We start from the raw sequence: 20,271 nt of genomic DNA, 5'->3' as shown, positions 1-20,271 counted from the left end.
CGCCCGTCGACCCGACCTACCCTGGCCGCACGGGAGCCCTCACCGGCACCCGTGCACGTGCACCGACCCGGGAGATCCATGACCGTCACCGCCCAGCGCCCCGCGCTCGCGGAGCAGCGGTCGCCCCGACCGGCACCCCCGGCCCGCATGCCCTACCTGGGCGGGCTCGACGGGATCCGCGCGGTCGCCGTCGCCGGGGTCGTGGTCTACCACCTGGGCGCTCCGTGGATGCGCGGCGGGTTCCTGGGTGTCGACGTCTTCTTCGTCCTGTCCGGCTACCTGATCACCACGCTCGTGCTCGACGAGGTCGAACGCACGGGCTCCTTCTCGTTCCGCCGCTTCTACGCCCGGCGCGCCCGCCGCCTGCTGCCCGCGCTCGCGCTGCTGCTGGTCGCGATGGCCGGCGTCGCCGTCGCGATGCCGAGCGAGGCCGCCGAGCTGCGCGGGGACATCGCCGCCGCCGTGGCGTACGTGTCGAACTGGTGGCAGGTCTTCGCCGACCGCTCCTACTTCGAGATGGTCAGCCGCCCACCGCTGCTCCAGCACCTGTGGTCGCTGGCCATCGAGGAGCAGTTCTACCTGGTGTTCCCGCTGGTCGTCGTCCTGGCGCTGCGGGCAGGGCGGGCGCGGGTCGGCCAGGTCGCCGGGATCCTCGCGCTGCTGTCCACGGTGGCGATGGCGGTGCTGGCCATCCGTTCCTCCTCCCCCGTACCGAACGACCCGAGCCGGGTGTACTTCGGCACCGACACCCACTCGATGGGACTGCTCGTCGGCGCGGCGATGGCCGCGGCCTGGACGCCGTGGCGCACGTGGGACCGGGCCGGCTCGTGGCTGCGCGAGCGCGGACGAGCGGTCCGCCGCTTCGAGGCGGGCGTCACGGACGTGCTGGGAGTCCTCGCCCTGCTCGGGGTCGTCGCGGCGTTCGTGTGGGTGGACGAGTTCAGCGACGCGCTCTACCGCGGGGGCTTCCTGGCGTTCTCGCTGCTCGCGGCGGTGCTCGTCGGGGCGGTCGCGGACCCCGCCGGGCTGCTCGGCCGCGCGCTCGGCCGGCAGCCGTGGCGGTGGCTCGGTCAACGGTCCTACGGGATCTATCTGTGGCACTGGCCCGTCTTCATGCTCAGCCGCCCCGGTGTGGACGTGGACCTGTCCCCCTGGCTGGCAGCGATCCTGCGCCTGGCAGCCGTGCTGGGCCTCGCCGAGCTCTCCTACCGGTTCGTCGAGCTCCCCGTGCGCCGGGGAGCGGTGGGCCGCGCGGTCGCACGCGTGCGCCGACCGCACGAGGACCGCGCCCGCACCCTGCTGCGGGTCGTCGCGGCGGCGGTCGGCCTCGCGGTCGTCGGAGGCGTCGCGACCGCAGCCCTCGCCCAGGTGCCCAAGGTGGGAGCAGAGACCACGACCTGGCAGCCGGACCCGGTGCCCGCGATGACCACGCAGCGGGCGACCACGACCCCCACCCCCACCCCCACCCGGGCTCCCACCCCGACGCCCACCCCGGCACCGGTCGAGACGCCCCCGCCGCCACCGCCCGAGGAGGTCGGCGCCGTCACGAGCATCGGGGACTCGGTCATGCTCGGTGCCGCCGCGGACCTGGCCGCGCGCGGGGTCGTCGTGGACGCCGTCGAGTCCCGCCAGTTCGGCGCGATGCTGGAGCTCGTCCGGGGCGGCGTCGCGGCCGGCACCCTCGGGCACACCGTGATCGTGCACGGCGGGACCAACGGCCCGATCGACGAGGCCAGCCTCCGGGAGCTGCTCGAGCTGACCCGGGACCGGCGCGTGTTCCTGGTCAACGTCCACGTCCCACGCACGTGGGCGACCTACAACAACGAGCTGCTCGCCCGCGTCATCCCGGAGTACCCGCACGCGCACCTGCTCGACTGGAACACGCTCGGCACCGCCAACCGTCCGTGGTTCTACGCCGACGACATCCATCTGAAGGCCGGCGGCGGTCGCGAGGGGTACGCCGACTGGCTGGTCGCGTCGGTCCAGCCCTGACGTCAGTCGCGGTGGACGAGCACGACCGCGCGATCGTCGTCGTCGCCCGCCTTCACGCCCGCCAGGACCGCCGCCGCCGAGCCGCGACCGGGTGCGAGGACACGGTCCGCCACCCCCATGAACCGGTCGATGCCCTGGTCGAGGTCTCCCCCGCGCAGCTCGACCAGCCCGTCCGTGTAGAGCACCAGGACGTCACCTCGCTCCATGCGGCCCGCGCGTGACTCGCAGCGGATGTCCGCCACCACCCCGAGCGCGGGGCTGCCGACCGTGTCGAGCAGCTCGAGACGCCCGGAGCCCGCGTGCAGCTGGACAGCCGGCGGGTGCCCGGCCGACGACACCCAGAAGTCGCCCGTGCGCAGGTCGAGAGCCACGTGGATCGCCGTCGCGAAACCTTCGTCCCACGCCTGCGCGAGCAGGTACGCGTTGGCGGCCCCGAGGAACTCGTCGCGGGGCATGGCCCCGAGCAGACCTCCGAACGCGCCGGACAGCTGCAGCGAGCGCACCCCGGCGTCGAGACCCTTGCCGGACACGTCGACGAGCACGATCTCCAGGGCGTGCTCGTCGGACCGGGTGCCCGCCACCATGAAGTCCCCGGAGAAGCCGTCGGCGTGCGCCGAGCGGATCTCGCTGTCGACGCGCCAACCGGCGGGCAGCGGGGGCACTCGTCCGTGCGCGGCGAGCCGGTCCCGCAGGTCGACCAGCATGAGGTCGCCCGGCGCCCCCTGCAGGCCGAGCCGTTGGCGCTCGCGCGCGAACGCGACGGTCGCGGCCACGGAGACGGTGATCACGACGAGGATGCCGGGGATCATCGACGGCGCCCCCCACCACCACAACCACCACGCACAGGCGAGGATCGCGACGCCGAGCACCACGATGTTGCGCAGCCGCAGCAGGAACACCGCGACCAGCTCGAGGAGCAGGAAGGTCGACGGCGGGACCCACTCGGGCTGCTGCGTGATGCCGAAGGTCAGGAGCCCCACGCAGAGCACGAGGATCGCGGTGAGCGTCACCTGGGACCGGCTGCTCCACCGGCGCAGGAGGATGGTCGCGCGGGTGAGCAGGCCCTGCGCCGGCACCCATCGAGCTCCCCACATCCGGCGAGCGTATCCGCAGGTCACCGGCACGAGATACCGCCCGTTCGCCCAATGAGGATGCCGTCAGGGCATGCCATGCCGGACGATGGCGGCATGAGCCTGCTTCCCGACGGATACCGCCTCGTCGACGTGCCCGAGAGCCGCAAGGACGAGTACATCGCGGTCGACCACCTGGCCTTCGCCTTCGACACCAACGCCGAGACCGACGCCCTCGTCCCGATCACCTTCGAGTGGGACCGGGCACAGGCCGTCGAGGATCCCGACGGCGCGCTCGCGGCGGTGCACGCCTCGTACGCGCACACGATGCCCGTCCCGGGCGGGACGGTCGCCTGCTCCGGGCTCACCTGGGTGGGAACCCGCCCTGACCAGCGCCGCCGCGGTCTGCTCACGGCGATGATCGACTCGCACTTCGCCCGGTCGCTCGCCCGGGACGAACCGATCTCGGCGCTGTTCGCCGCCGAGCACGCGATCTACGGGCGCTACGGCTACGGCTCGGCCTCCGACGACGTCCGCGTCAAGCTCYCCCGCGGGGCCGCCCTGCGTGACGTCGCAGGATCGGACGCACTGACGGTGCGGCTGGCGACCGCCGACACCGCCCGGGACAGCGCCCTGGTCGACACGGTCCACCGCGCGGCGGGCGCCGGCCGGCCGGGCTGGACCACCCGCGACAGCGAGGCGTGGCGCACCCGCGTGCTCGTCGACCCGCCGGCGTGGCGCGAGGGCGCCGAGCCGCTGCGGATCGTCACGGTCCACGACGCCGCGGGCGAGGTCCGCGCGTACGCGTTGTTCCGGCGCAAGGACAACTGGGCGGAGGGCGGCCCGGCCGGCATCGTCAAGATCCGCGAGGCCGTCGCGGTCGACGCCCCCGCGACCCACCGCCTGTGGACGTTCCTGCTGGACCTCGACCTCATGGCCACGGTCGAGAGCCCGATGCTGCCCGTCGACGACGCCCTGCTGCACCTGCTCGTCGACCAGCGCGGGGTGGTGCCCAAGGTCACGGACAACCTCTGGGTCCGGCTGCTGGACCTGCCCGTCGCCCTCGCCGCACGCCGGTACTCCGCGCCGGTCGACGTGGTGCTCGACGTGTCGGACACCCGCCTGCCCGCGAACGCCGGCCGCTGGCGCCTGACCACCGGCACGCAGGAGGAGGACGGCACCTACCCGGCCGAGGTCACCCGCACGCAGGACGACGCTGACGTGACGCTCGACGTCCGCGAGCTCGGCGCCGTGTACCTGGGCGGCCGGTCGCTCGCGGCACTGGCCCGTGCAGGGCTCGTGACGGAGCAGACGCCCGGGACGCTCCGGTCGGCTGCTGTCGCCTTCCTGTCGCCCGTCGCCCCGATGTGCAACTACATCTGGTAGGGACTAGTGAGCAGCCTCGTAGTCCGCGAGGAGGTCGATCCGGCGCTGGTGGCGCGGGTCGTGGCTGAACGGCTCGGCCACGAACGCGTCCACCAGCTCCAGGGCCTCGTCGACGGAGTGCTGGCGGGCGCCGATCGCGACGACGTTCGCGTCGTTGTGCTGCCGGCCCAGCTGTGCGGTCGCGAGGTTCCACGCGAGGGCGGCACGTACCCCGGTGACCTTGTTGGCGGCGATCTGCTCACCGTTGCCCGAGCCGCCGATGACGACGCCGAGCGACCCCGGATCGGCGACGACGGCCTCCCCTGCTGCGAAGCAGAACGGCGGGTAGTCGTCGAGCGCGTCGTACGTGTCGGCACCGTGGTCGACGACGTCGTGGCCCGCGGCCCGCAGGTGCTCGACGAGAGCGACCTTGAGCTCGTAGCCGGCGTGGTCGGAGGCGACGTGGATGCGCATGGGACCATCCTGCCGCACCACCACCGGGGCGCCGCGTCCGCCGTCCGGCAGGCGGTCGTCAGCCCTCGGCATAAGCGGCTGTCTCCACGGTGGACGCGATGCCCCTCGTCCGTAGGCTGTGCGCATGACGCGCAGTGGCATCGACCTGACCGCACTCGACCCCGACGTCCGTCCTCAGGACGACCTGTACGCCCACGTGAACGGGCGGTGGCTCGAGTCCCACGTGATCCCCGCCGACCGGGCCATGGACGGAGCGTTCCGTGCGCTGCACGACCAGGCCGAGGAGCAGGTCCGCGACATCATCGCGGACGCGGGAGCCTCGGCCGCAGCCGGGACGTCCACCGACCCGGTCGAGGCGAAGGTCGGCGCGGTGTACGCCTCGTTCATGGACACGGACGCCGTCGCGGCAGCCGGCGTCGCACCGCTGCGCACCGACCTCGCGCTCGTCGAGGCGGCGACGACGCAGGCCGAGCTCACCGGTGCGCTGGGCGCGTTGCAGCGCACCGGCGCCGGCGGTGCGGTCGGCTTCTACGTCGACAACGACGCCAAGGAGCCCACCCGCTACGTCGTGCACCTCGTGCAGGGCGGCCTGGGCCTCCCCGACGAGGCCTACTACCGCGACGCGCAGTACGCGCCGGTGCTCGCGGCCTACCGCCCGCACGTCGCCCGCATGCTGCACCTCGGCGGAGCCGCGGCGGACGAGGCGCAGGCCGACGAGCTCGCCGGCCGCGTGCTGGCGCTCGAGACCGGGCTGGCCGCCGGACACTGGGACGTCGTCAAGGACCGCGACGCCGACCTCACCTACAACGCCCTGACCCTCACCGAGCTCGTCGAGCGGGCCCCCGGGTTCGACTGGCACTCGTGGGTGCTCGCGCTGGGCGCCCCGGCGGAGGCGTTCGACCACCTCGTCGTGCGGGAGCCGTCGTTCGCCGAGGCGTTCGCGGCCCTGTGGGTGAGCGAGCCGCTCGAGGACTGGAAGGCGTGGCTGAGCTATCACGTCATCTCCGACCGTGCGCCCTACCTGAACGACGAGCTGGTCGAGGCGAACTTCGACTTCTACGGCCGCACGCTCACGGGTGCGCAGGAGCTGCGCGACCGCTGGAAGCGCGGCGTCTCGCTGGTGCAGGGCGTGCTGGGCGAGGCCGTCGGCAAGGTCTACGTCGACCGGCACTTCCCGCCCGCGCACAAGCAGCGGATGGAAGGGCTCGTCGCCAACCTGGTCGCCGCCTACCGCGAGTCGATCTCGCAGCTGGACTGGATGGGCGAGGAGACGCGCGCGAAGGCCCTCGCGAAGCTCGAGTCGTTCACCCCGAAGATCGGCTACCCCGCCCGCTGGCGCGACTACTCGACGCTCGAGGTCTCCGCGGACGACCTCCTGGGCAACGTGCGCCGCGCCTACGCGTTCGAGCAGGACCGCGAGCTGGGCAAGATCGGCAGGCCGATCGACCGCGACGAGTGGTTCATGACTCCGCAGACCGTCAACGCCTACTACAACCCGGGGATGAACGAGATCGTGTTCCCGGCCGCGATCCTGCAGCCGCCGTTCTTCGACGCCGACGCCGACGACGCCGTCAACTACGGCGGGATCGGTGCCGTCATCGGCCACGAGATCGGTCACGGGTTCGACGACCAGGGTTCCAAGTACGACGGCGACGGACGCCTCGAGGACTGGTGGACGGCCGACGACCGCGCGGAGTTCGAGACGCGCACCAAGGCCCTGATCGACCAGTACTCGGAGTTCTCCCCCGTCCAGCTGAACGGGTCGCACCACGTCAACGGCGAGCTCACCATCGGCGAGAACATCGGCGACCTCGGCGGGCTGTCCATCGCGTTCACGGCCTACCGGATCGCGCTCGGCACCCCGCTCGAGGACGCCCCCGTGATCGACGACCTGACCGGCACGCAGCGCGTGCTGCTCGGCTGGGCGCAGGTGTGGCAGTCGAAGGGTCGCGACGAGGAGGTCATCCGCCGGATCGCCACGGACCCGCACTCCCCGAACGAGTTCCGCTGCAACGGCGTCGTGCGCAACGTCGACGAGTTCTACGAGGCTTACGACGTGCGGCCGGGCGACACCCTCTACCTCGCCCCCGAGGACCGCGTCCGCATCTGGTGATCCGGGTCCGGGCTGCCTGCGTCAGGCAGGCAGCTCGGTCCAGGACGCCCGCGCGAGCTGGAACCCCGTGCCGGAGCCGTCCGTGCACTGCACGCCGTCGGTCGCGCTGCGGCACGTGTAGTCGCCGACGCTCGTGGTCAGCCCGTACTCCAGCACCGGGACGTCGTCGCCGGCCACCGCGGGCGGGGGTCCGCTCACGCAGTCGAACGCGACGCCCTCCGCGTTGAGCACGATCACGTGACCCGTCTTCTCCGTGCACCCCGCCACGACGGGCGGCGCGTACGTGTAGCTGGCGATGGTGCACGTGACGCCGTCGACGGACATCGTGCACGCGATGTTCCCGCTGGGCAGCGCGAACGCGACAGGCTCGGTCGACGTGGACGATGCGCTCGACGTCGGGGTGCTCGACGTGGTCGCCCCGGTGGTCGCGTCGTCGGAGCCCCCACCGCTGCCGCCGCGGCTCGCGTAGACGATCGCGAGGATCAGCAGGAGCACCACCAGCACCACGTCGACGATGACGAAGAGCCGGATGTTGCGCGCCGAGGTCATGCTGCTCCGTTCCTGCCCGTGGGGATCACCGACCCCGCCCGGGGCGGAGTCGGCGACCAGGATCACACGGGACGAACCGGACGGGCCACTCGCCCTGGTCAGATGCTCAGAACGACGGGCCGGCGGTCCGCGAGCGCTTGAGCTCGTAGAAGCCGGGGACGCTGGTCACGAGGGCGAGCCCGTCGAACAGGCGACCGGCGGCGTCGCCGGTCGGGGCGGGCGTGATGACGGGACCGAAGAACCCGACGCCGTCGATGGCGACGACCGGGGTGCCCACGTCGTCGCCGACCAGCGAGATGCCCTCGCCGTGCGACTCGCGCAGGAGCGCGTCGACCTCGTCGGTGCCGGCGACGGCTGCGAGCTCCGCGGGCAGGCCGACCTCGGCGAGCGACTCCGCGATGATCGCGTCGGTGTCCTTGCGCCCACCGGGGTGGCGGCGCGTGCCCATCGCGTCGTAGAGCGGCTTGATGACCTGGTCGCCGTGGTCGCGTGCTGCGGCGACGATGACGCGCACGGGGCCCCAGCTCTCGTCCATGAGGTCGCGGTACCGCTGCGGGAGGTCGTCCTTCTTCTCGTTGAGGACGGACAGGCTCATGACGTGCCAGCGGACGTCCACGTCGCGGACCGCGGAGACCTCGTCCATCCAGCGGGACGTCATCCACGCCCACGGACAGGCCGGGTCGAACCAGAAGTCGACGACGGGGCGGGCGGTGGGCGTGCTCGTCACAGAGTCCTCCAGAGGTGTCGGTGCCTGGCGCAACCATCGGGTCGCGCCGCGATATTCCCGCAGGTCGTCAGGCCGTGCCCAGCACCGCGAGCGCGGCGGCGCGGCCGGGGATACCGCTCACACCGCCCCCGCGCCGGGCGCCGGCGCCGGCGATCAGGATGCGTGGGTCGGCCGTCTCGACGCCCCAGGTGCCCACCTCGTGGTCGTGCTCGGCCCAGGGCCAGGCGAGGTCGCGGTGGAAGATGTGGCCGCCCGGCAGGCCGACGTCGGCCTCCAGGTCGACGGGGCTGCGTACCTCCAGGCAGGGTGCTCCGGTCGTGTCACGCGCGAGGCAGTCCTCGAGCGGTTCGGCGAGGACGCTGTCGATCGACCGGAGCGTCGCCGCCAGGGCACGCTCCCGGGCACCGTCGGGGTCGGCGGCGAACAGGCGTGCGGGCATGTGCAGCCCGAACGCCGTCAGGGTGTGGTGGCCGTTGGTGCGCAGGTCGGCGCCGAGGATCGAGCCGTCCGTGAGCGAGTGGCAGTACGTCTCGACGGGCGGCACGTCGGGGATCCGGCCGGCGGCGGCCTGCTGGTAGGCGGTCTCGAGCTCGGTGGCGGACTCGTGCACGTGGAACGTGCCGGCGAACGCGACGCTCGGGTCGATCCCCGAGCGCAGCCGCGGCAGGCGGGTGAGCAGCATGTTCAGCTTCAGCTGCGCGCCCTCCGGTGCCGGTCCGGGCTCCCGGCCGAGCAACCGGTCGAGGACCGCCGGCGCGCACGCGGCCAGCACGTGCCGCGCCCCCACCCGGCGCTCGGTCCCGTCCGCGTCGGTCCACGTCACCTCCGCGGGTGTCGTGGCGCCCCCTGGGTCGATCGAGGTCACCTCGGCGGACGTGCGCACCTCCGTACCGGCCGCGCGCGCCGCGTCTTCCAGCGCACCGGCGACGGCGCCCATGCCTCCGACGGGCACGTCCCAGTCCCCCGTCCCGCCGCCGATCACGTGGTAGAGGAAGCACCGGTTGGCCCGCCCGTCCGGGTCGTGCGGGCGGGCGAACGTGCCGATGAGCGCATCCGTGAGGACGACGCCGCGGACCAGGTCGGAGTCGAAGGTCGCGTCGACGACCTCGCCGACCGGGCGTTCGACCAGGTCGCGCCAGTCGTCCTCACCGAGCAGCCGTCGGGCGTCGGCGCGGGACAGGAGCGGCTCGGTCATGGTCGGCCACAGCCGGGTGGCGAGCGCGCCGGTGCGTGCGCCGAACGCCCGCCATGCGGCGACGTCGCGACCCGCTCCGACGCCCGCGAACGAGGCCGCGGTCGCGGTGTCGTCCGCGGTGTCGACGAGGAGCCCTCCGTCGCCGGACGGCGTGTAGGAGGAGATGCGCCGGCGCCGGAGCTCGACGCGCAGGCCGAGCTCCGCGCGGACCTGCCGGGGCATCAGGGAGACCAGGTAGGAGTACCGGGAGACGTTGGCGTCGACGCCCGGGAACGCCCGCGCCGACTGCGTCGCGCCGCCCACGTGGTCGGCCCGTTCGAGCAGCAGGACCGTCCGCCCCGCCCGGGCCAGGTAGGCCGCCGCCGTGAGGCCGTTGTGGCCTCCGCCGACGACCACGGCGTCGTAGGTGTTGTCCACAGGTCGACCTTAGGCGAGCGCCGCTGCGTGCGATGATCGACCCGGCCAAGAGCCACCCGATCGCGTCCCGAGGAGTACCTGCGTGCCTGGAGAGAACCTCACCCGTGCAGAGGCGCGCGAGCGCGCCGCAGTCGTGACCACAGAGGCGTACGACGTCACCCTGGACCTCACCACCGGTCCCACGACGTTCGCCTCCCGTACCGTCGTGCGGTTCGGCGCGACACCCGGCGCGAGCACGTTCATCGACCTCATCGCCCCGACCGTGCACGAGGTCACGCTCAACGGGGTCGCGCTCGACGTCTCCGACGTGGTCGGCGACGCGCGGATCCGGCTGGACGACCTCGCCGCGCGCAACGTGCTGGTGGTCGTGGCCGAGGCCGCGTACATGAACACCGGTGAGGGCCTGCACCGCTTCGTCGACCCGGTGGACGACGAGGTCTACCTGTACTCGCAGTTCGAGGTGGCCGACTCCCGGCGCGTGTTCGCCGTGTTCGAGCAGCCCGACCTCAAGGCGGAGTTCACCTTCACGGTGACCGCCCCCGCGCACTGGACCGTCGTGTCGAACTACCCGCAGGTCGGGATGCCCGCGGTCGTCGAGGGTGGCACCAACCGCAACGGCGGCGTCGACAAGGGCACCGCCACGTGGACGTTCGAGACCACGCCGCGCATCTCGTCGTACATCACGGCCGTCATCGCCGGGCCGTACCACGCGGAGCACCGCGAGCTCACCAGCCAGGACGGCCGCATCATCCCGCTGGGCGTGTACTGCCGCGGCTCGCTGGCCGAGCACCTGGACACCGACAACATCGTCGACCTCACGCGGGCGGGCTTCGACTTCTACGAGCGGGCGTTCGACGTCCCGTACCCGTTCACCAAGTACGACCAGCTCTTCGTGCCGGAGTTCAACGCCGGGGCGATGGAGAACGCCGGCGCGGTGACGTTCCTCGAGTCCTACGTTTTCCGGTCCAAGGTTCCCGAGGCCACCATCGAGCGCCGCGCGGTGACGATCCTGCACGAGCTGGCGCACATGTGGTTCGGCGACCTGGTGACCATGCGCTGGTGGGACGACCTGTGGCTGAACGAGTCGTTCGCCGAGTACATGTCGACCCTCGCCACCGCGCAGGCCACCCGCTGGACCAGCGCGTGGACCACGTTCTCCTCGATGGAGAAGAACTGGGCCTACCGCCAGGACCAGCTGCCCTCCACGCACCCGATCGTCGCGGACATGCGCGACCTGGAGGACGTCGAGGTCAACTTCGACGGCATCACCTACGCCAAGGGCGCGAGCGTGCTCAAGCAGCTGGTGTCGTGGGTGGGGCAGGACGAGTTCTTCGCCGGCGTGCGCGCCTACTTCGCCAAGCACGCGTGGGGCAACACCGAGCTGCGCGACTTCCTCACCGAGCTGGAGGCCACCAGCGGCCGCGACCTGTCCGCGTGGTCCGGCCTGTGGCTGGAGAAGGCGGGCGTGACGCTGCTGCGGCCGTCGCTCGAGGTGGACGACGCCGGGATCATCACCTCGTTCGCCGTCCTGCAGGAGGTTCCCGACGAGTACCCCGTGCAGCGCCCGCACCGCCTGGCGATCGGCGGCTACGACGTTGAGGCCGCCACTGGTCGGTTGGTTCGCACCGTGCACGTCGAGCTCGACATCGACGGCCCGCGCACCGAGGTCCCTCAGCTCGTCGGGGTTCCGCGACCGGCCCTGCTGCTGGTCAACGACGACGACCTGGCCTACGCCAAGGTCCGTCTCGACGAGCAGTCGCTGGCCGCCTCGATCGAGCACCTGGGCAAGTTCGACGACTCGCTGCCTCGCACCCTCGTGTGGACGGCAGCCTGGGACGCCACCCGCGACGGGGAGACCCCCGCCCGGGACTTCGTGGACCTGGTCCTGCACAACATCGCCCACGAGACGGACTCGTCCGTCGTGCTCGTCCTGCTGCGCCAGCTGTCCACGGCCCTCGACCTCTACGTGGCACCCGAGCACCGCTCCGCCACGGAGATCGCGGCGGCCGACCGGCTGCTCGAGCTCGCCCGGTCGGCGCCCGCGGGCTCGGACACACAGCTGCAGCTGGTGAAGTCCTTCGCCGGTCGGGCCGCGACCACCGAGCAGCTCGACGCCGTCCGGGACCTGCTCGACGGACAGGCGACGCTCGAGGGCCTGTCCATCGACACGGACCTGCGCTGGGAGCTGCTCACCTCGCTGGTGACGGGTGGGCGGGCGGGAGACCCCGACATCGCCGCCCAGCTCGCCGCCGACGCGACCGCGACCGGGCAGCGTGCCGCCGCCGCCGCCCGCGCGGCCGTGCCGACAGCTACCGCCAAGGCGACCGCATGGGCGTCCGTGGTGGACCAGGACGGTCTGCCGAACGCCATCCAGGCCGCGACGATCGCCGGCTTCGGCCGGGTGCACGACCGCTCGCTGCTGGTCCCGTACGTCGAGCCGTACTTCGCGGCACTCGAGACCGTGTGGGCGGACAAGACGAACGAGATGGCGCAGAACATCGTCGTCGGGCTGTACCCGACCGAGCTCGCCGACGACGTGTCCGTGGACGTGCTCGGCGCGACCGACGCCTGGCTCGACAGTCACCCGGACGCGCCCTCCGCGCTGCGCCGCCTCGTCCTGGAGTCCCGCGACGGTGTCCGTCGCGCGCTCGCTGCACAGAAGGCGGACCTGCGCCGCGCGTGACCGGCTCACCGGGCAGGCCCGCATCCCTCCGGGGTGCGGGCCTGTCGCATCCCGGTCCGGGGCCAGGCGGCTCGTTCAGCGCAGCACGGCAACGGGACACGACTCGACGACGAGATCGGCTCCATGAGCCGGAGGACGAGCGGAACCAGCTCAGGCTCGGTGCGGTCCTGACGTCAGAGGGAGTCCGGCACCACGCCGTCCAGCCAGCGGTTCGCCTCGCGCGGGCTGCGCAGGCGGATGACCGGGGTCGGCGACTCGGTGGCGAGCGTCCCGTACCGGACGCGGTTGCGGGCGTGCGAGCTCCACGACCACAGCACCACGTTCTGGTCCGGGTCGGCTCTCAGGACGTTGCGCAGGTTCTCGCGGTTGCCGTGCCACAGCTCCGTGCGCAGCAGACCCCGCCGGAGGGTGCGTCGGACCACGCGCGACATCACGATCCGGCGGGGGTAGTCGAGCCAGACGAACGCGTCGACGTCCGTGAGCACCCCGTCGGTCCCGGCGGTCCAGTTCCCGTCGGTCACCCAGCCGCGATCGGCCGCGGAGACGAACGCCTCGATCAGCGCACGCGCCTCGGCCGGGTCCCGCTTGGTCCAGCCGGCGTCCCAGAACACCTCGTCGAGCTCCAGGTGCGGCACGTCGAGGACCGCAGCGAGCCGCCGCGCGAAGGTCGTCTTGCCCGACCCGGTGGTCCCGACGACACGGACGCGGCGCAGGTGCTCAGGCATCCGAGCATCCTAGGACGCACTCAGCCGTTGAGGACCGCCGCCAACGAGCGCAGACGCTGGTTGGTGAACAGGTCCTCCACCAGGACGACCCGGCCGGAGGAGTCCGCGAGGGGCACCTTCCAGTTCGGGTACTCCTGGTCGGTGCCGGGCTGGTTCTGCGCGCGCCGCTCCCCCACGGCGTCGGCCAGCGAGACGCCGACGAGGACGGACGGGGTCGCCATGACGTACCGGTGCAGCGCCTCGACGATCTCGCGCTCCGAGGGGTCATCGCCGACCAGGGCACGGTCGCGCAGGACGCCGAGCATCTGGTCCTTCTCGGCCAGCGCCGCGGCACGGACCACGGCCACCGGGTCGGTGAGCAGGCCGAGCCGCTCCCGGATGGCCACGTGCTCCCCCGCCAGGTACCCCGCGGTCGGGGGCAGGTCGTGCGTCGTCACGGTGGCCAGGACCAGGGGCCGGTAGTGCTCGGGGGCCAGCGGGGAACCGTGCATGTCGCGCTCGAACCAGAGCACGGAGGTGCCGAGGATCCCGCGCTCCGAGAGGTAGTCCCGCACCCACGGCTCGACGACGCCGAGGTCCTCGCCGATGACGACGGCGCCGGCCCGGTGCGCCTCGAGCGCGAGGATGCCGACGAGCGCCTCGTGGTCGTACCGGACGTACGCACCGTCGGCGGAGTCGGCACCCTCGGGGATCCACCAGAGCCGGAAGAGCCCGATGACGTGGTCGATGCGGATGGCACCGGCGTGGCGCAGGACGGTGCGCAGCATGTCCCGGTACGGCTTGTACGCGGCTCGGGCCAGGGCGTCGGGGCGCCACGGCGGCTGCGACCAGTTCTGCCCTTGCTGGTTGTACATGTCGGGCGGAGCGCCGACGGTCGCGCCGCGGGCGAGCACGTCGCCGAGCGCCCAGACGTCGGCGCCCTGCGGGTGCACGCCGACGGCGAGGTCGTGCATGATGCCGAGCGCCATCCCGCCGTCGAGGGCGGCCCGCTGGGCGGCGGCGAGCTGCTCGTCGGCCACCCACTGGAGCCACAGGTGGAACTCGACGCGCTCGGCCAGCTCGACGCGGAGGCCCGCCACCAGCGGGGACGACGGGTCCAGGGCCTCGGTGGGCCACGGGGTGACGTCGGCGTACTTCTCGGCGAGCGCGCACCAGAGCGCGAACGTCTCCAGCCCGGTGCCCTCCTGCTCGACGAACGCGTCGAAGGCCGCCTGCCGGGCGGCCGACCGGGGTGCGGCGAAGACCACCTCGAGCGCGGCGCGCTTGGCGGTCCAGGCGGCGTCACGGTCGATGGGGCCGGCGTCGTCGTCGGTGGCGAGGACCGGTTCGGAGGCCCACTCCACCAGCGTGCGGTCCGCCGACGACAGGTAGCCGGCCTCGCGGACGTCCTCGACGCGGATGTAGAGCGGGTTCACGAACCGGCGCGTCGTGGGCAGGTACGGCGACGGCGTCAGCGGGACGGTCGGCTCGGCGGCGTGCAACGGGTTGATGAGCAGGAAGTCGGCGTCGAGCTCACGGCCGGCGAGCCAGCCGATCTCGGCGAGGTCCGCGAGGTCACCGACACCCCACGACGCCCGCGACCGCACCGAGTAGAGCTGCGCCATGAGCCCCCACGCCCGGCGCTCCCGCAGGGCGTCGGGGAGCTCCAGGTGCGACGGCGTGACGACGAGCGGGCTGTGCGCGCTGGCGCTCGGCCCCTCGGCGACGACCTCGTGCCAGCCGAGCGGGAGGTCCGTCGGCAGCGTGAACGTGGCGCGCCCGACCAGCCGGCCGTCCACCATCCGGGGCTCCACGGGCACGTCAGCCTGCGCGACCTCGCGCCGACCACCCCCGACCTCGGGGTCCAGCTCGATCCACACCTCGACGGGGTCCCCGTGCGTGACGTGGACGGACACGTGCGCCTGGCGACCTTCCCGGACGACGAGCACGGGCGGCAGCACGCGGCGCCACGGCATGTCCTCGACGTGGGCGATGGCCAGGTCGACGCGCTCCGGGGAGGACGCGTCGACGCCGAGCGCCCCGAGCACCCCTTGCAGGGTGGCGGCCGACGCGCGGCGGCTCTGACCGTGGAAGTCCCAGTGGTCGGGCACCACCCCGTAGGCCCCCGCGAGGCGCAGGAGGGCGTCGGACGCGGTACCCGGGTCGTCTGCCACACGCCGATCCTGCCAGAGCCACACGCGCATACGCAGGACGGACGCTCCCGATCGCGTCACTCGCGCACCCTCGCAGGTACGCGTCGTAGCCTTGCGGACCATGACCGCACCTGCTCTGCGCACGTACCCGACCGCGCCTCGCACCGACCTGGTCGAGGACCTGCACGGGCACCGCGTCGCCGACCCGTTCCGAGGGCTGGAGGACGCGACGTCCGACCGGACGGAGGCGTGGTCGTCCGCGCAGGACGAGCTCTACGCCCGGTACCGCGAGTCACTCGGCGCCACCGGTCCCTTCGCGACGGACGTCCTGACCGACCGCCTGGGTGCTCTCCTGGGTGCCGGCTTCGTGAGCCCTCCCGCCTGGCGCGGCACGCGTCGGTTCTTCTCCCGGCGGGTCGGCGACCAGGAGCACGCGGTCGTGGTCGTCGTCGACGGCGACGGCGAGCGCGTCCTGCTGGACCCCATCGTGATCGACCCGGCCGGCACGACGACGCTCGACACCTGGCAGCCCTCGAAGGAGGGGCACCTGGTGGCCTACCAGGTGTCCGCCGGGGGCACCGAGGAGAGCGTCCTGCACGTGCTGGACGTGGCCACCGGTGAGCTGGTCGACGGGCCGATCGACCGGGCGCGGTACTCCCCCGTGGCGTGGCTGCCCGGCGGCGAGGCGTTCTACTACGTCCGCAGGCTGCCGCCCGAGGAGCTGCCGGAGGACGAGACGCAGTACCACCGTCGCGTCTGGCTGCACCGCCTGGGCACCCCGTCCACGGACGACGTGGACGTGTTCGGGGCCGGCCTCGACCACACGAACTACTACGGCGTGTCGGTCTCCCGTGACGGACGCTGGCTGATCGTCTCGGCATCCGCGGGGACCGCGCCGCGCACGGACGTGTGGATCGCGGACCTGACCGCGTCGGGCCTCGAGGAGCCGTCGTTCGTCGACGTCGCCGTCGGCCTCGACGCGGAGACCGGCGCATGGGTGGCCCGGGACGGCCGGATGTACGTGCACACCAACCTCGACGCGCCCCGCGGTCGGATCGCCGTCACGGAACCCACCGCGCCCGGCGTGGAGCACTGGACGACGTTGCTCGCCGAGGACCCGACGGCCGTTCTCGAGGACGTCGCGTTCATCGACGGCGGCGGTGCCGACACGACGCCGACGCTGCTGCTGGCGTCGTGGCGCCGGCACGCGGTGTCGGAGGTCAGCGTGCACGACCCCCGCACGGGCGAGCGCCGCCCGGACGCGTTCGTCCTGCCCGGGCTGGGCTCCATCTCGGGCCTGGCGACGCACCCCGACGGCGGTCCCGAGGTCTGGTTCTCGTACGCCGACCACACGACGCCGACGAGCGTGCACCGCTTCGACGCGCGCACCGGCGGGACGACCCTGTGGGCGGCGCCTCCCGGACTCGTCGCGGACCTGCCCGACGTGCGCGCCCAGCAGATCGAGGTCACCAGCCCGGACGGCACGACCGTTCGCGCGTTCGTCGTGGCGCGCACCGACGCGCTCGACGACGCCGGTCGGCCCCTCGCGACGGCGCCGACCATCCTCTACGGCTACGGCGGGTTCCAGATCTCGCTCGACCCGGCGTTCTCCGCGACGACGCTCGCCTGGGTCGAGGCGGGCGGCGTGTATGTCGTCGCCAACCTGCGCGGCGGTGGCGAGGAGGGCGAGGAGTGGCACCGCGCCGGAATGCGTGCCCACAAGCAGAACGTGTTCGACGACTTCCACGCCGTCGGTGACCACCTCGTCGCGCAGGGGTGGACCACCCCGGACCAGCTCGCCTGCTGGGGCGGCTCGAACGGTGGCCTGCTCGTCGGCGCCGCCCTGACGCAGCGGCCCGACCTGTTCGCGGCGGTCGTGTGCTCGGCCCCGCTGCTCGACATGGTCCGCTACCAGCGGTTCGGCCTCGGGGTGACCTGGACCGAGGAGTACGGCGACGCCGACGACCCCACCGAGCTCGGCTGGCTGCTCGGCTACTCGCCGTACCACCGCGTCGTCGACGGCACCGCCTACCCGGCGACGCTGTTCACCGTGTTCGAGGGCGACACCCGCGTCGACCCGCTGCACGCCCGCAAGCTCGCCGCGGCGCTGCAGGCGGCGACCGGCAGCGATCGACCCGTGCTCCTGCGGCGCGAGCGCGGCGTCGGCCACGGCGGGCGGGCGCTGTCCCGGACCATCGCTCTCACCGTGGAGCAGCTGCAGTTCGTCGCGGACCGCACCGGGCTGGCGGGGAGCGACGCGTGAGGGCGGCGTTCCTGCTCGCCGCAGCGACCCCGGCGCCCCAGGAGACGGAGAACCCCCTCGGCCCGGACGACACGACGTCGGCGCAGTCGTGGGGACAGTGGTTCCTCGGCATCCCGCTGAAGATCGTCCTCATCGTGGGGATCAGCAGCATCGCGCTGTTCCTGCTCCGTCGCACGATCCGGACGATCACCAACCACGTCGCCGACGGCACGCCGTTCCTCGACCGCGGGATCCTGCGGCCCATCGGCGAGTCCGAGGTCGGCGGCGTCCTGGCGAAGGCCAACCCGCTGTCCAGCGCCCGCCGCGCCCAGCGCGCGCGCACCATCGGCTCGGTGCTGCGCTCCAGCGCGACGATCGTCGTCGGCGGGATCGCCTTCTTCCTGGTCCTGGACACGCTCGGGGTCAACATCGCCCCGTTCATCGCATCGGCCGGGGTCATCGGCGTCGCACTCGGCTTCGGTGCGCAGAGCCTGGTCAAGGACTTCCTCACCGGGCTGTTCATGCTCCTGGAGGACCAGTACGGGGTCGGTGACGTGGTCGACGTCGGCCCGGCGAACGGGACCGTCGAGGCGGTCACCCTGCGGATCACCAAGATCCGCGACTCCGACGGCACGCTCTGGTACGTCCCGAACGGCACGATGCTGCGCGTCGGCAACAAGACCCAGGGCTGGGCGACCGCGGTCGTCGAGATCGACGTCGACTACTTCGCCGACCTGGACCAGGTCCGGAGCCTGCTGGCGCAGGCCGCGTCGCGCGTCGTGAAGGACCCCGTGGTGGGCGCGCACGTGCTCGGGGAGCCGACGATCACCGGCATCGAACGGCTGAGCGCCGACGCCGTGACCCTGCGCCTCAAGGTCAAGACGTCGCCGGCCATGCAGTGGGAGGTGGCCCGCGAGCTGCGGACCGCGACCCGGGAGGTGCTCGAACGGGCCGACGTCCCGCTGGCGGGCCAGCGCGACCTCATGGCGACGCACCGGGCCGCCGGGCTCCCGCCCGGCGACGAGCCGGAGCCCGCCCCACGGGACCCGCGCAACACCCCGCTGGACGACGTCGTGAGCAACCGCGACGCCCGGGTCGCCGCCTCGGGCGACGAGCCCGTGCCGACGGAGGAGCCGCTCCCCGCCGACGAGCGCTGACCGTCTACGCGCCCGGCGGGCCGGCGAGAACCGTGGGCACGTACTCGACGAGCTGGATCTTCCCGTCGAACGTCCTGGCGTCCACCATCTCCAGGCCGACGTCGGGGTAGCCGTCGTAGATCCGCTCGCGTCCCGTGCTCCCCGTGATGACGGGGAACACGACGACGCGGTACCGGTCGACGAGGCCCGCCTCGAGCAGGGTCCGGCAGAGCATCAGGCTGCCGATCGTGCGCAGGCCGGGCACGTCGGGATCGTCCTTCATCGACCGGACCGCCCCGACGGGGTCCTCGCGCACGAGGCGGGTGTTCGCCCACTCCAGCGGCTCGTCGAGGGTTGAGGAGAAGACCACCTTCGGCAGCGCGGTGAGCTCGTCGACGCCTTCCTCGCCCGCGGCGGCGAACTGCGACATCAGCCGGTACGTGGTGGCGCCCATCAGGGTCGTCCACCCGCCCTCCGGCGACGCCTCGAGCCAGGCCAGGTACTCGGGCCCCTCGAGACCCCACCAGCCGGGCCAACCCTCCGCGGACGCGTACCCGTCGAGCGAGGTGATGAAGTCGACCAGCAGCTCTGCCATCGGAACCTCCCGTGCTCGACTCCACCGTGCCGCCGTCGTCGGCCCACGGCAAGCGGGCGGTCAGGCCCAGTCGAGCAACGGCTCCCCGGCCTGGACGGTCTCCCCGTCGGCCACGAGCAGGGTCAGCAGGTCGGGGTCGGCCTGGAGCGCGACGACGGGGCAGATCGTCGCCAGTCCCGCGGCCGACACGTCGACCGGGGACCAGGACACCAGGCGCTCCCCTGCGCGGACGGTCTGCCCGCCGTCGACGTGGAGCGTGAAGCCCTGCCCGGCGAGCCCGACGGTGTCGATGCCGAGGTGGACGAGGATCGTCCGACCCTCACCGAGCTCGAGCGCGAACGCGTGCGGGTGCAGGGCGCCCACCACCCCGTCGGCGGGCGAGAGCACCGTCTGGTGCTGGACGTGCTGCGGCTCGATCGCGATCCCGGGACCGACCATGCCCTCGGCGAAGACGGGGTCCGGGACGGCCGACACGGGTCGGACGACACCCGTCAGAGGGCTCAGCAGCCGAATCGCGGTCATCGGCCGGCGTGACCGGTCAGCGCAGGCTGTCGAGCTCGGCGGCGAGGTTGTCTGCCTCCGGGCCCACGATCACCTGGACGATGCGGCCGGACCGCACGACGCCGAACGCGCCGCTGGCCTTCAGGGCCACCTCATCGACCAGATGGGCGTCGCTCACCTCGACGCGGAGCCGGGTGATGCACGGCTCGAGGTCGACGACGTTCGCGTCGCCACCCAGCGCTGCGAGGATCTGCTCTGCCTTGCTCATGGAACTCCCCAGCTCACTCGGCGCCGATCTGCGCCCGGGGGCAAGCCTAACCCTGAGACACCGCTCACAGTCCGTGTCCGGCTGGCG

Annotated in this window: 16 protein-coding genes; 6 read left to right on the top strand and 10 right to left on the bottom strand. The window is 72.8% G+C overall.

All coding sequences use genetic code 11. From position 1 onward, the window contains the following. Positions 1 to 78: 78 nt before the first annotated feature. Positions 79 to 1,992 carry an acyltransferase family protein gene (locus tag ASF78_RS14830; protein ID WP_056591053.1) on the top strand — a complete coding sequence of 638 codons (1,914 nt, stop codon included), beginning with the start codon at positions 79 to 81 and terminating at the stop codon, positions 1,990 to 1,992. 2 nt (positions 1,993 to 1,994) lie between these two features. Here the strand turns inward: ASF78_RS14830 and ASF78_RS14825 are convergent, their stop codons facing one another. After that, entirely contained in the window at positions 1,995 to 3,086 is a 1,092-nt protein-coding gene (locus ASF78_RS14825) for a PP2C family protein-serine/threonine phosphatase (protein WP_056591052.1), read from the bottom strand. Between the two features lie 93 nt (positions 3,087 to 3,179). On the opposite strand from ASF78_RS14825, the gene eis reads away from it, so the two are divergent. Next, a complete protein-coding gene (eis, locus tag ASF78_RS14820) occupies positions 3,180 to 4,448 on the top strand; it encodes an enhanced intracellular survival protein Eis (protein ID WP_056591050.1) in 1,269 nt (422 codons plus the stop codon). Positions 4,449 to 4,451: 3 nt separating this feature from the next. On the opposite strand, the gene ASF78_RS14815 is transcribed toward eis, so the two are convergent. Continuing rightward, on the bottom strand, positions 4,452 to 4,901 hold the full coding sequence (locus ASF78_RS14815) for a ribose-5-phosphate isomerase (RefSeq protein ID WP_056591708.1): 450 nt from the start codon (positions 4,899 to 4,901) through the stop codon (positions 4,452 to 4,454). A 124-nt stretch (positions 4,902 to 5,025) separates the two neighbouring features. On the opposite strand from ASF78_RS14815, the gene ASF78_RS14810 reads away from it, so the two are divergent. Further along, a complete protein-coding gene (locus ASF78_RS14810) occupies positions 5,026 to 7,014 on the top strand; it encodes a M13 family metallopeptidase (RefSeq protein WP_056591048.1) in 1,989 nt (662 codons plus the stop codon). Positions 7,015 to 7,035: 21 nt separating this feature from the next. Here the strand turns inward: ASF78_RS14810 and ASF78_RS14805 are convergent, their stop codons facing one another. The 3 genes from ASF78_RS14805 to ASF78_RS14795 all read right to left on the bottom strand — a co-directional run bounded on the left by ASF78_RS14805 (position 7,036) and on the right by ASF78_RS14795 (position 9,902). Next, positions 7,036 to 7,563 (bottom strand): hypothetical protein, encoded by a 528-nt coding sequence (locus ASF78_RS14805; RefSeq protein WP_056591705.1) that lies wholly within the window; start codon positions 7,561 to 7,563, stop codon positions 7,036 to 7,038. A 106-nt stretch (positions 7,564 to 7,669) separates the two neighbouring features. After that, positions 7,670 to 8,290 (bottom strand): DsbA family protein, encoded by a 621-nt coding sequence (locus ASF78_RS14800; RefSeq protein WP_056591046.1) that lies wholly within the window; start codon positions 8,288 to 8,290, stop codon positions 7,670 to 7,672. A gap of 67 nt (positions 8,291 to 8,357) precedes the next feature. Beyond that, on the bottom strand, positions 8,358 to 9,902 hold the full coding sequence (locus ASF78_RS14795; protein ID WP_056591044.1) for an NAD(P)/FAD-dependent oxidoreductase: 1,545 nt from the start codon (positions 9,900 to 9,902) through the stop codon (positions 8,358 to 8,360). 82 nt (positions 9,903 to 9,984) lie between these two features. On the opposite strand from ASF78_RS14795, the gene pepN reads away from it, so the two are divergent. Then, positions 9,985 to 12,585, top strand: a complete 2,601-nt coding sequence (pepN, locus tag ASF78_RS14790) for an aminopeptidase N (RefSeq protein ID WP_056591041.1) — start codon at positions 9,985 to 9,987, stop codon at positions 12,583 to 12,585. A gap of 173 nt (positions 12,586 to 12,758) precedes the next feature. On the opposite strand, the gene ASF78_RS14785 is transcribed toward pepN, so the two are convergent. Both ASF78_RS14785 and malQ read right to left on the bottom strand, forming a co-directional pair. Continuing rightward, on the bottom strand, positions 12,759 to 13,310 hold the full coding sequence (locus ASF78_RS14785; protein WP_056591038.1) for a toxin: 552 nt from the start codon (positions 13,308 to 13,310) through the stop codon (positions 12,759 to 12,761). 20 nt (positions 13,311 to 13,330) lie between these two features. Continuing rightward, positions 13,331 to 15,463: a 4-alpha-glucanotransferase gene (malQ, locus tag ASF78_RS14780; protein ID WP_235518608.1), complete on the bottom strand. Its 2,133-nt coding sequence runs from the start codon at positions 15,461 to 15,463 to the stop codon at positions 13,331 to 13,333. A 100-nt stretch (positions 15,464 to 15,563) separates the two neighbouring features. Between malQ and ASF78_RS14775 the strand changes: the two genes are divergently transcribed. Both ASF78_RS14775 and ASF78_RS14770 read left to right on the top strand, forming a co-directional pair. After that, complete coding sequence (locus ASF78_RS14775) at positions 15,564 to 17,705, top strand: prolyl oligopeptidase family protein (protein ID WP_056591028.1); 2,142 nt, start codon at positions 15,564 to 15,566, stop codon at positions 17,703 to 17,705. Further along, positions 17,702 to 18,841, top strand: a complete 1,140-nt coding sequence (locus ASF78_RS14770; RefSeq protein WP_056591027.1) for a mechanosensitive ion channel family protein — start codon at positions 17,702 to 17,704, stop codon at positions 18,839 to 18,841. Before ASF78_RS14775 ends, ASF78_RS14770 begins: the two co-directional genes overlap by 4 nt. A gap of 4 nt (positions 18,842 to 18,845) precedes the next feature. Here ASF78_RS14770 and ASF78_RS14765 read toward each other — a convergent pair whose 3' ends face one another. The 3 genes from ASF78_RS14765 to ASF78_RS14755 are packed head-to-tail and all read right to left on the bottom strand — an operon-like array spanning position 18,846 to position 20,196. Then, positions 18,846 to 19,415 (bottom strand): dihydrofolate reductase family protein, encoded by a 570-nt coding sequence (locus tag ASF78_RS14765; protein WP_056591026.1) that lies wholly within the window; start codon positions 19,413 to 19,415, stop codon positions 18,846 to 18,848. A 60-nt stretch (positions 19,416 to 19,475) separates the two neighbouring features. Then, a complete protein-coding gene (locus ASF78_RS14760; protein WP_056591023.1) occupies positions 19,476 to 19,937 on the bottom strand; it encodes a glucose PTS transporter subunit IIA in 462 nt (153 codons plus the stop codon). Positions 19,938 to 19,953: 16 nt separating this feature from the next. Further along, a complete protein-coding gene (locus ASF78_RS14755) occupies positions 19,954 to 20,196 on the bottom strand; it encodes a glucose PTS transporter subunit EIIB (RefSeq protein WP_255354833.1) in 243 nt (80 codons plus the stop codon). Positions 20,197 to 20,271: the final 75 nt, after the last annotated feature.

The sequence above is a fragment of the Cellulomonas sp. Leaf334 genome, assembly GCF_001424195.1.
GTDB lineage: Bacteria > Actinomycetota > Actinomycetes > Actinomycetales > Cellulomonadaceae > Cellulomonas.
This window is presented reverse-complemented; position numbering and strand designations above follow the sequence as displayed.

Bases quoted from the DNA above. Each gene is read 5' to 3' on its own strand.
- ASF78_RS14830 (WP_056591053.1), top strand. From the start codon at position 79: ATGACCGTCACCGCCCAGCGCCCCGCGCTCGCGGAGCAGCGGTCGCCC.
- ASF78_RS14825 (WP_056591052.1), bottom strand. From the start codon at position 3,086: ATGTGGGGAGCTCGATGGGTGCCGGCGCAGGGCCTGCTCACCCGCGCG.
- ASF78_RS14815 (WP_056591708.1), bottom strand. From the start codon at position 4,901: ATGCGCATCCACGTCGCCTCCGACCACGCCGGCTACGAGCTCAAGGTC.
- ASF78_RS14810 (WP_056591048.1), top strand. From the start codon at position 5,026: ATGACGCGCAGTGGCATCGACCTGACCGCACTCGACCCCGACGTCCGT.
- ASF78_RS14805 (WP_056591705.1), bottom strand. From the start codon at position 7,563: ATGACCTCGGCGCGCAACATCCGGCTCTTCGTCATCGTCGACGTGGTG.
- ASF78_RS14785 (WP_056591038.1), bottom strand. From the start codon at position 13,310: ATGCCTGAGCACCTGCGCCGCGTCCGTGTCGTCGGGACCACCGGGTCG.
- ASF78_RS14775 (WP_056591028.1), top strand. From the start codon at position 15,564: ATGACCGCACCTGCTCTGCGCACGTACCCGACCGCGCCTCGCACCGAC.
- ASF78_RS14765 (WP_056591026.1), bottom strand. From the start codon at position 19,415: ATGGCAGAGCTGCTGGTCGACTTCATCACCTCGCTCGACGGGTACGCG.
- ASF78_RS14760 (WP_056591023.1), bottom strand. From the start codon at position 19,937: ATGACCGCGATTCGGCTGCTGAGCCCTCTGACGGGTGTCGTCCGACCC.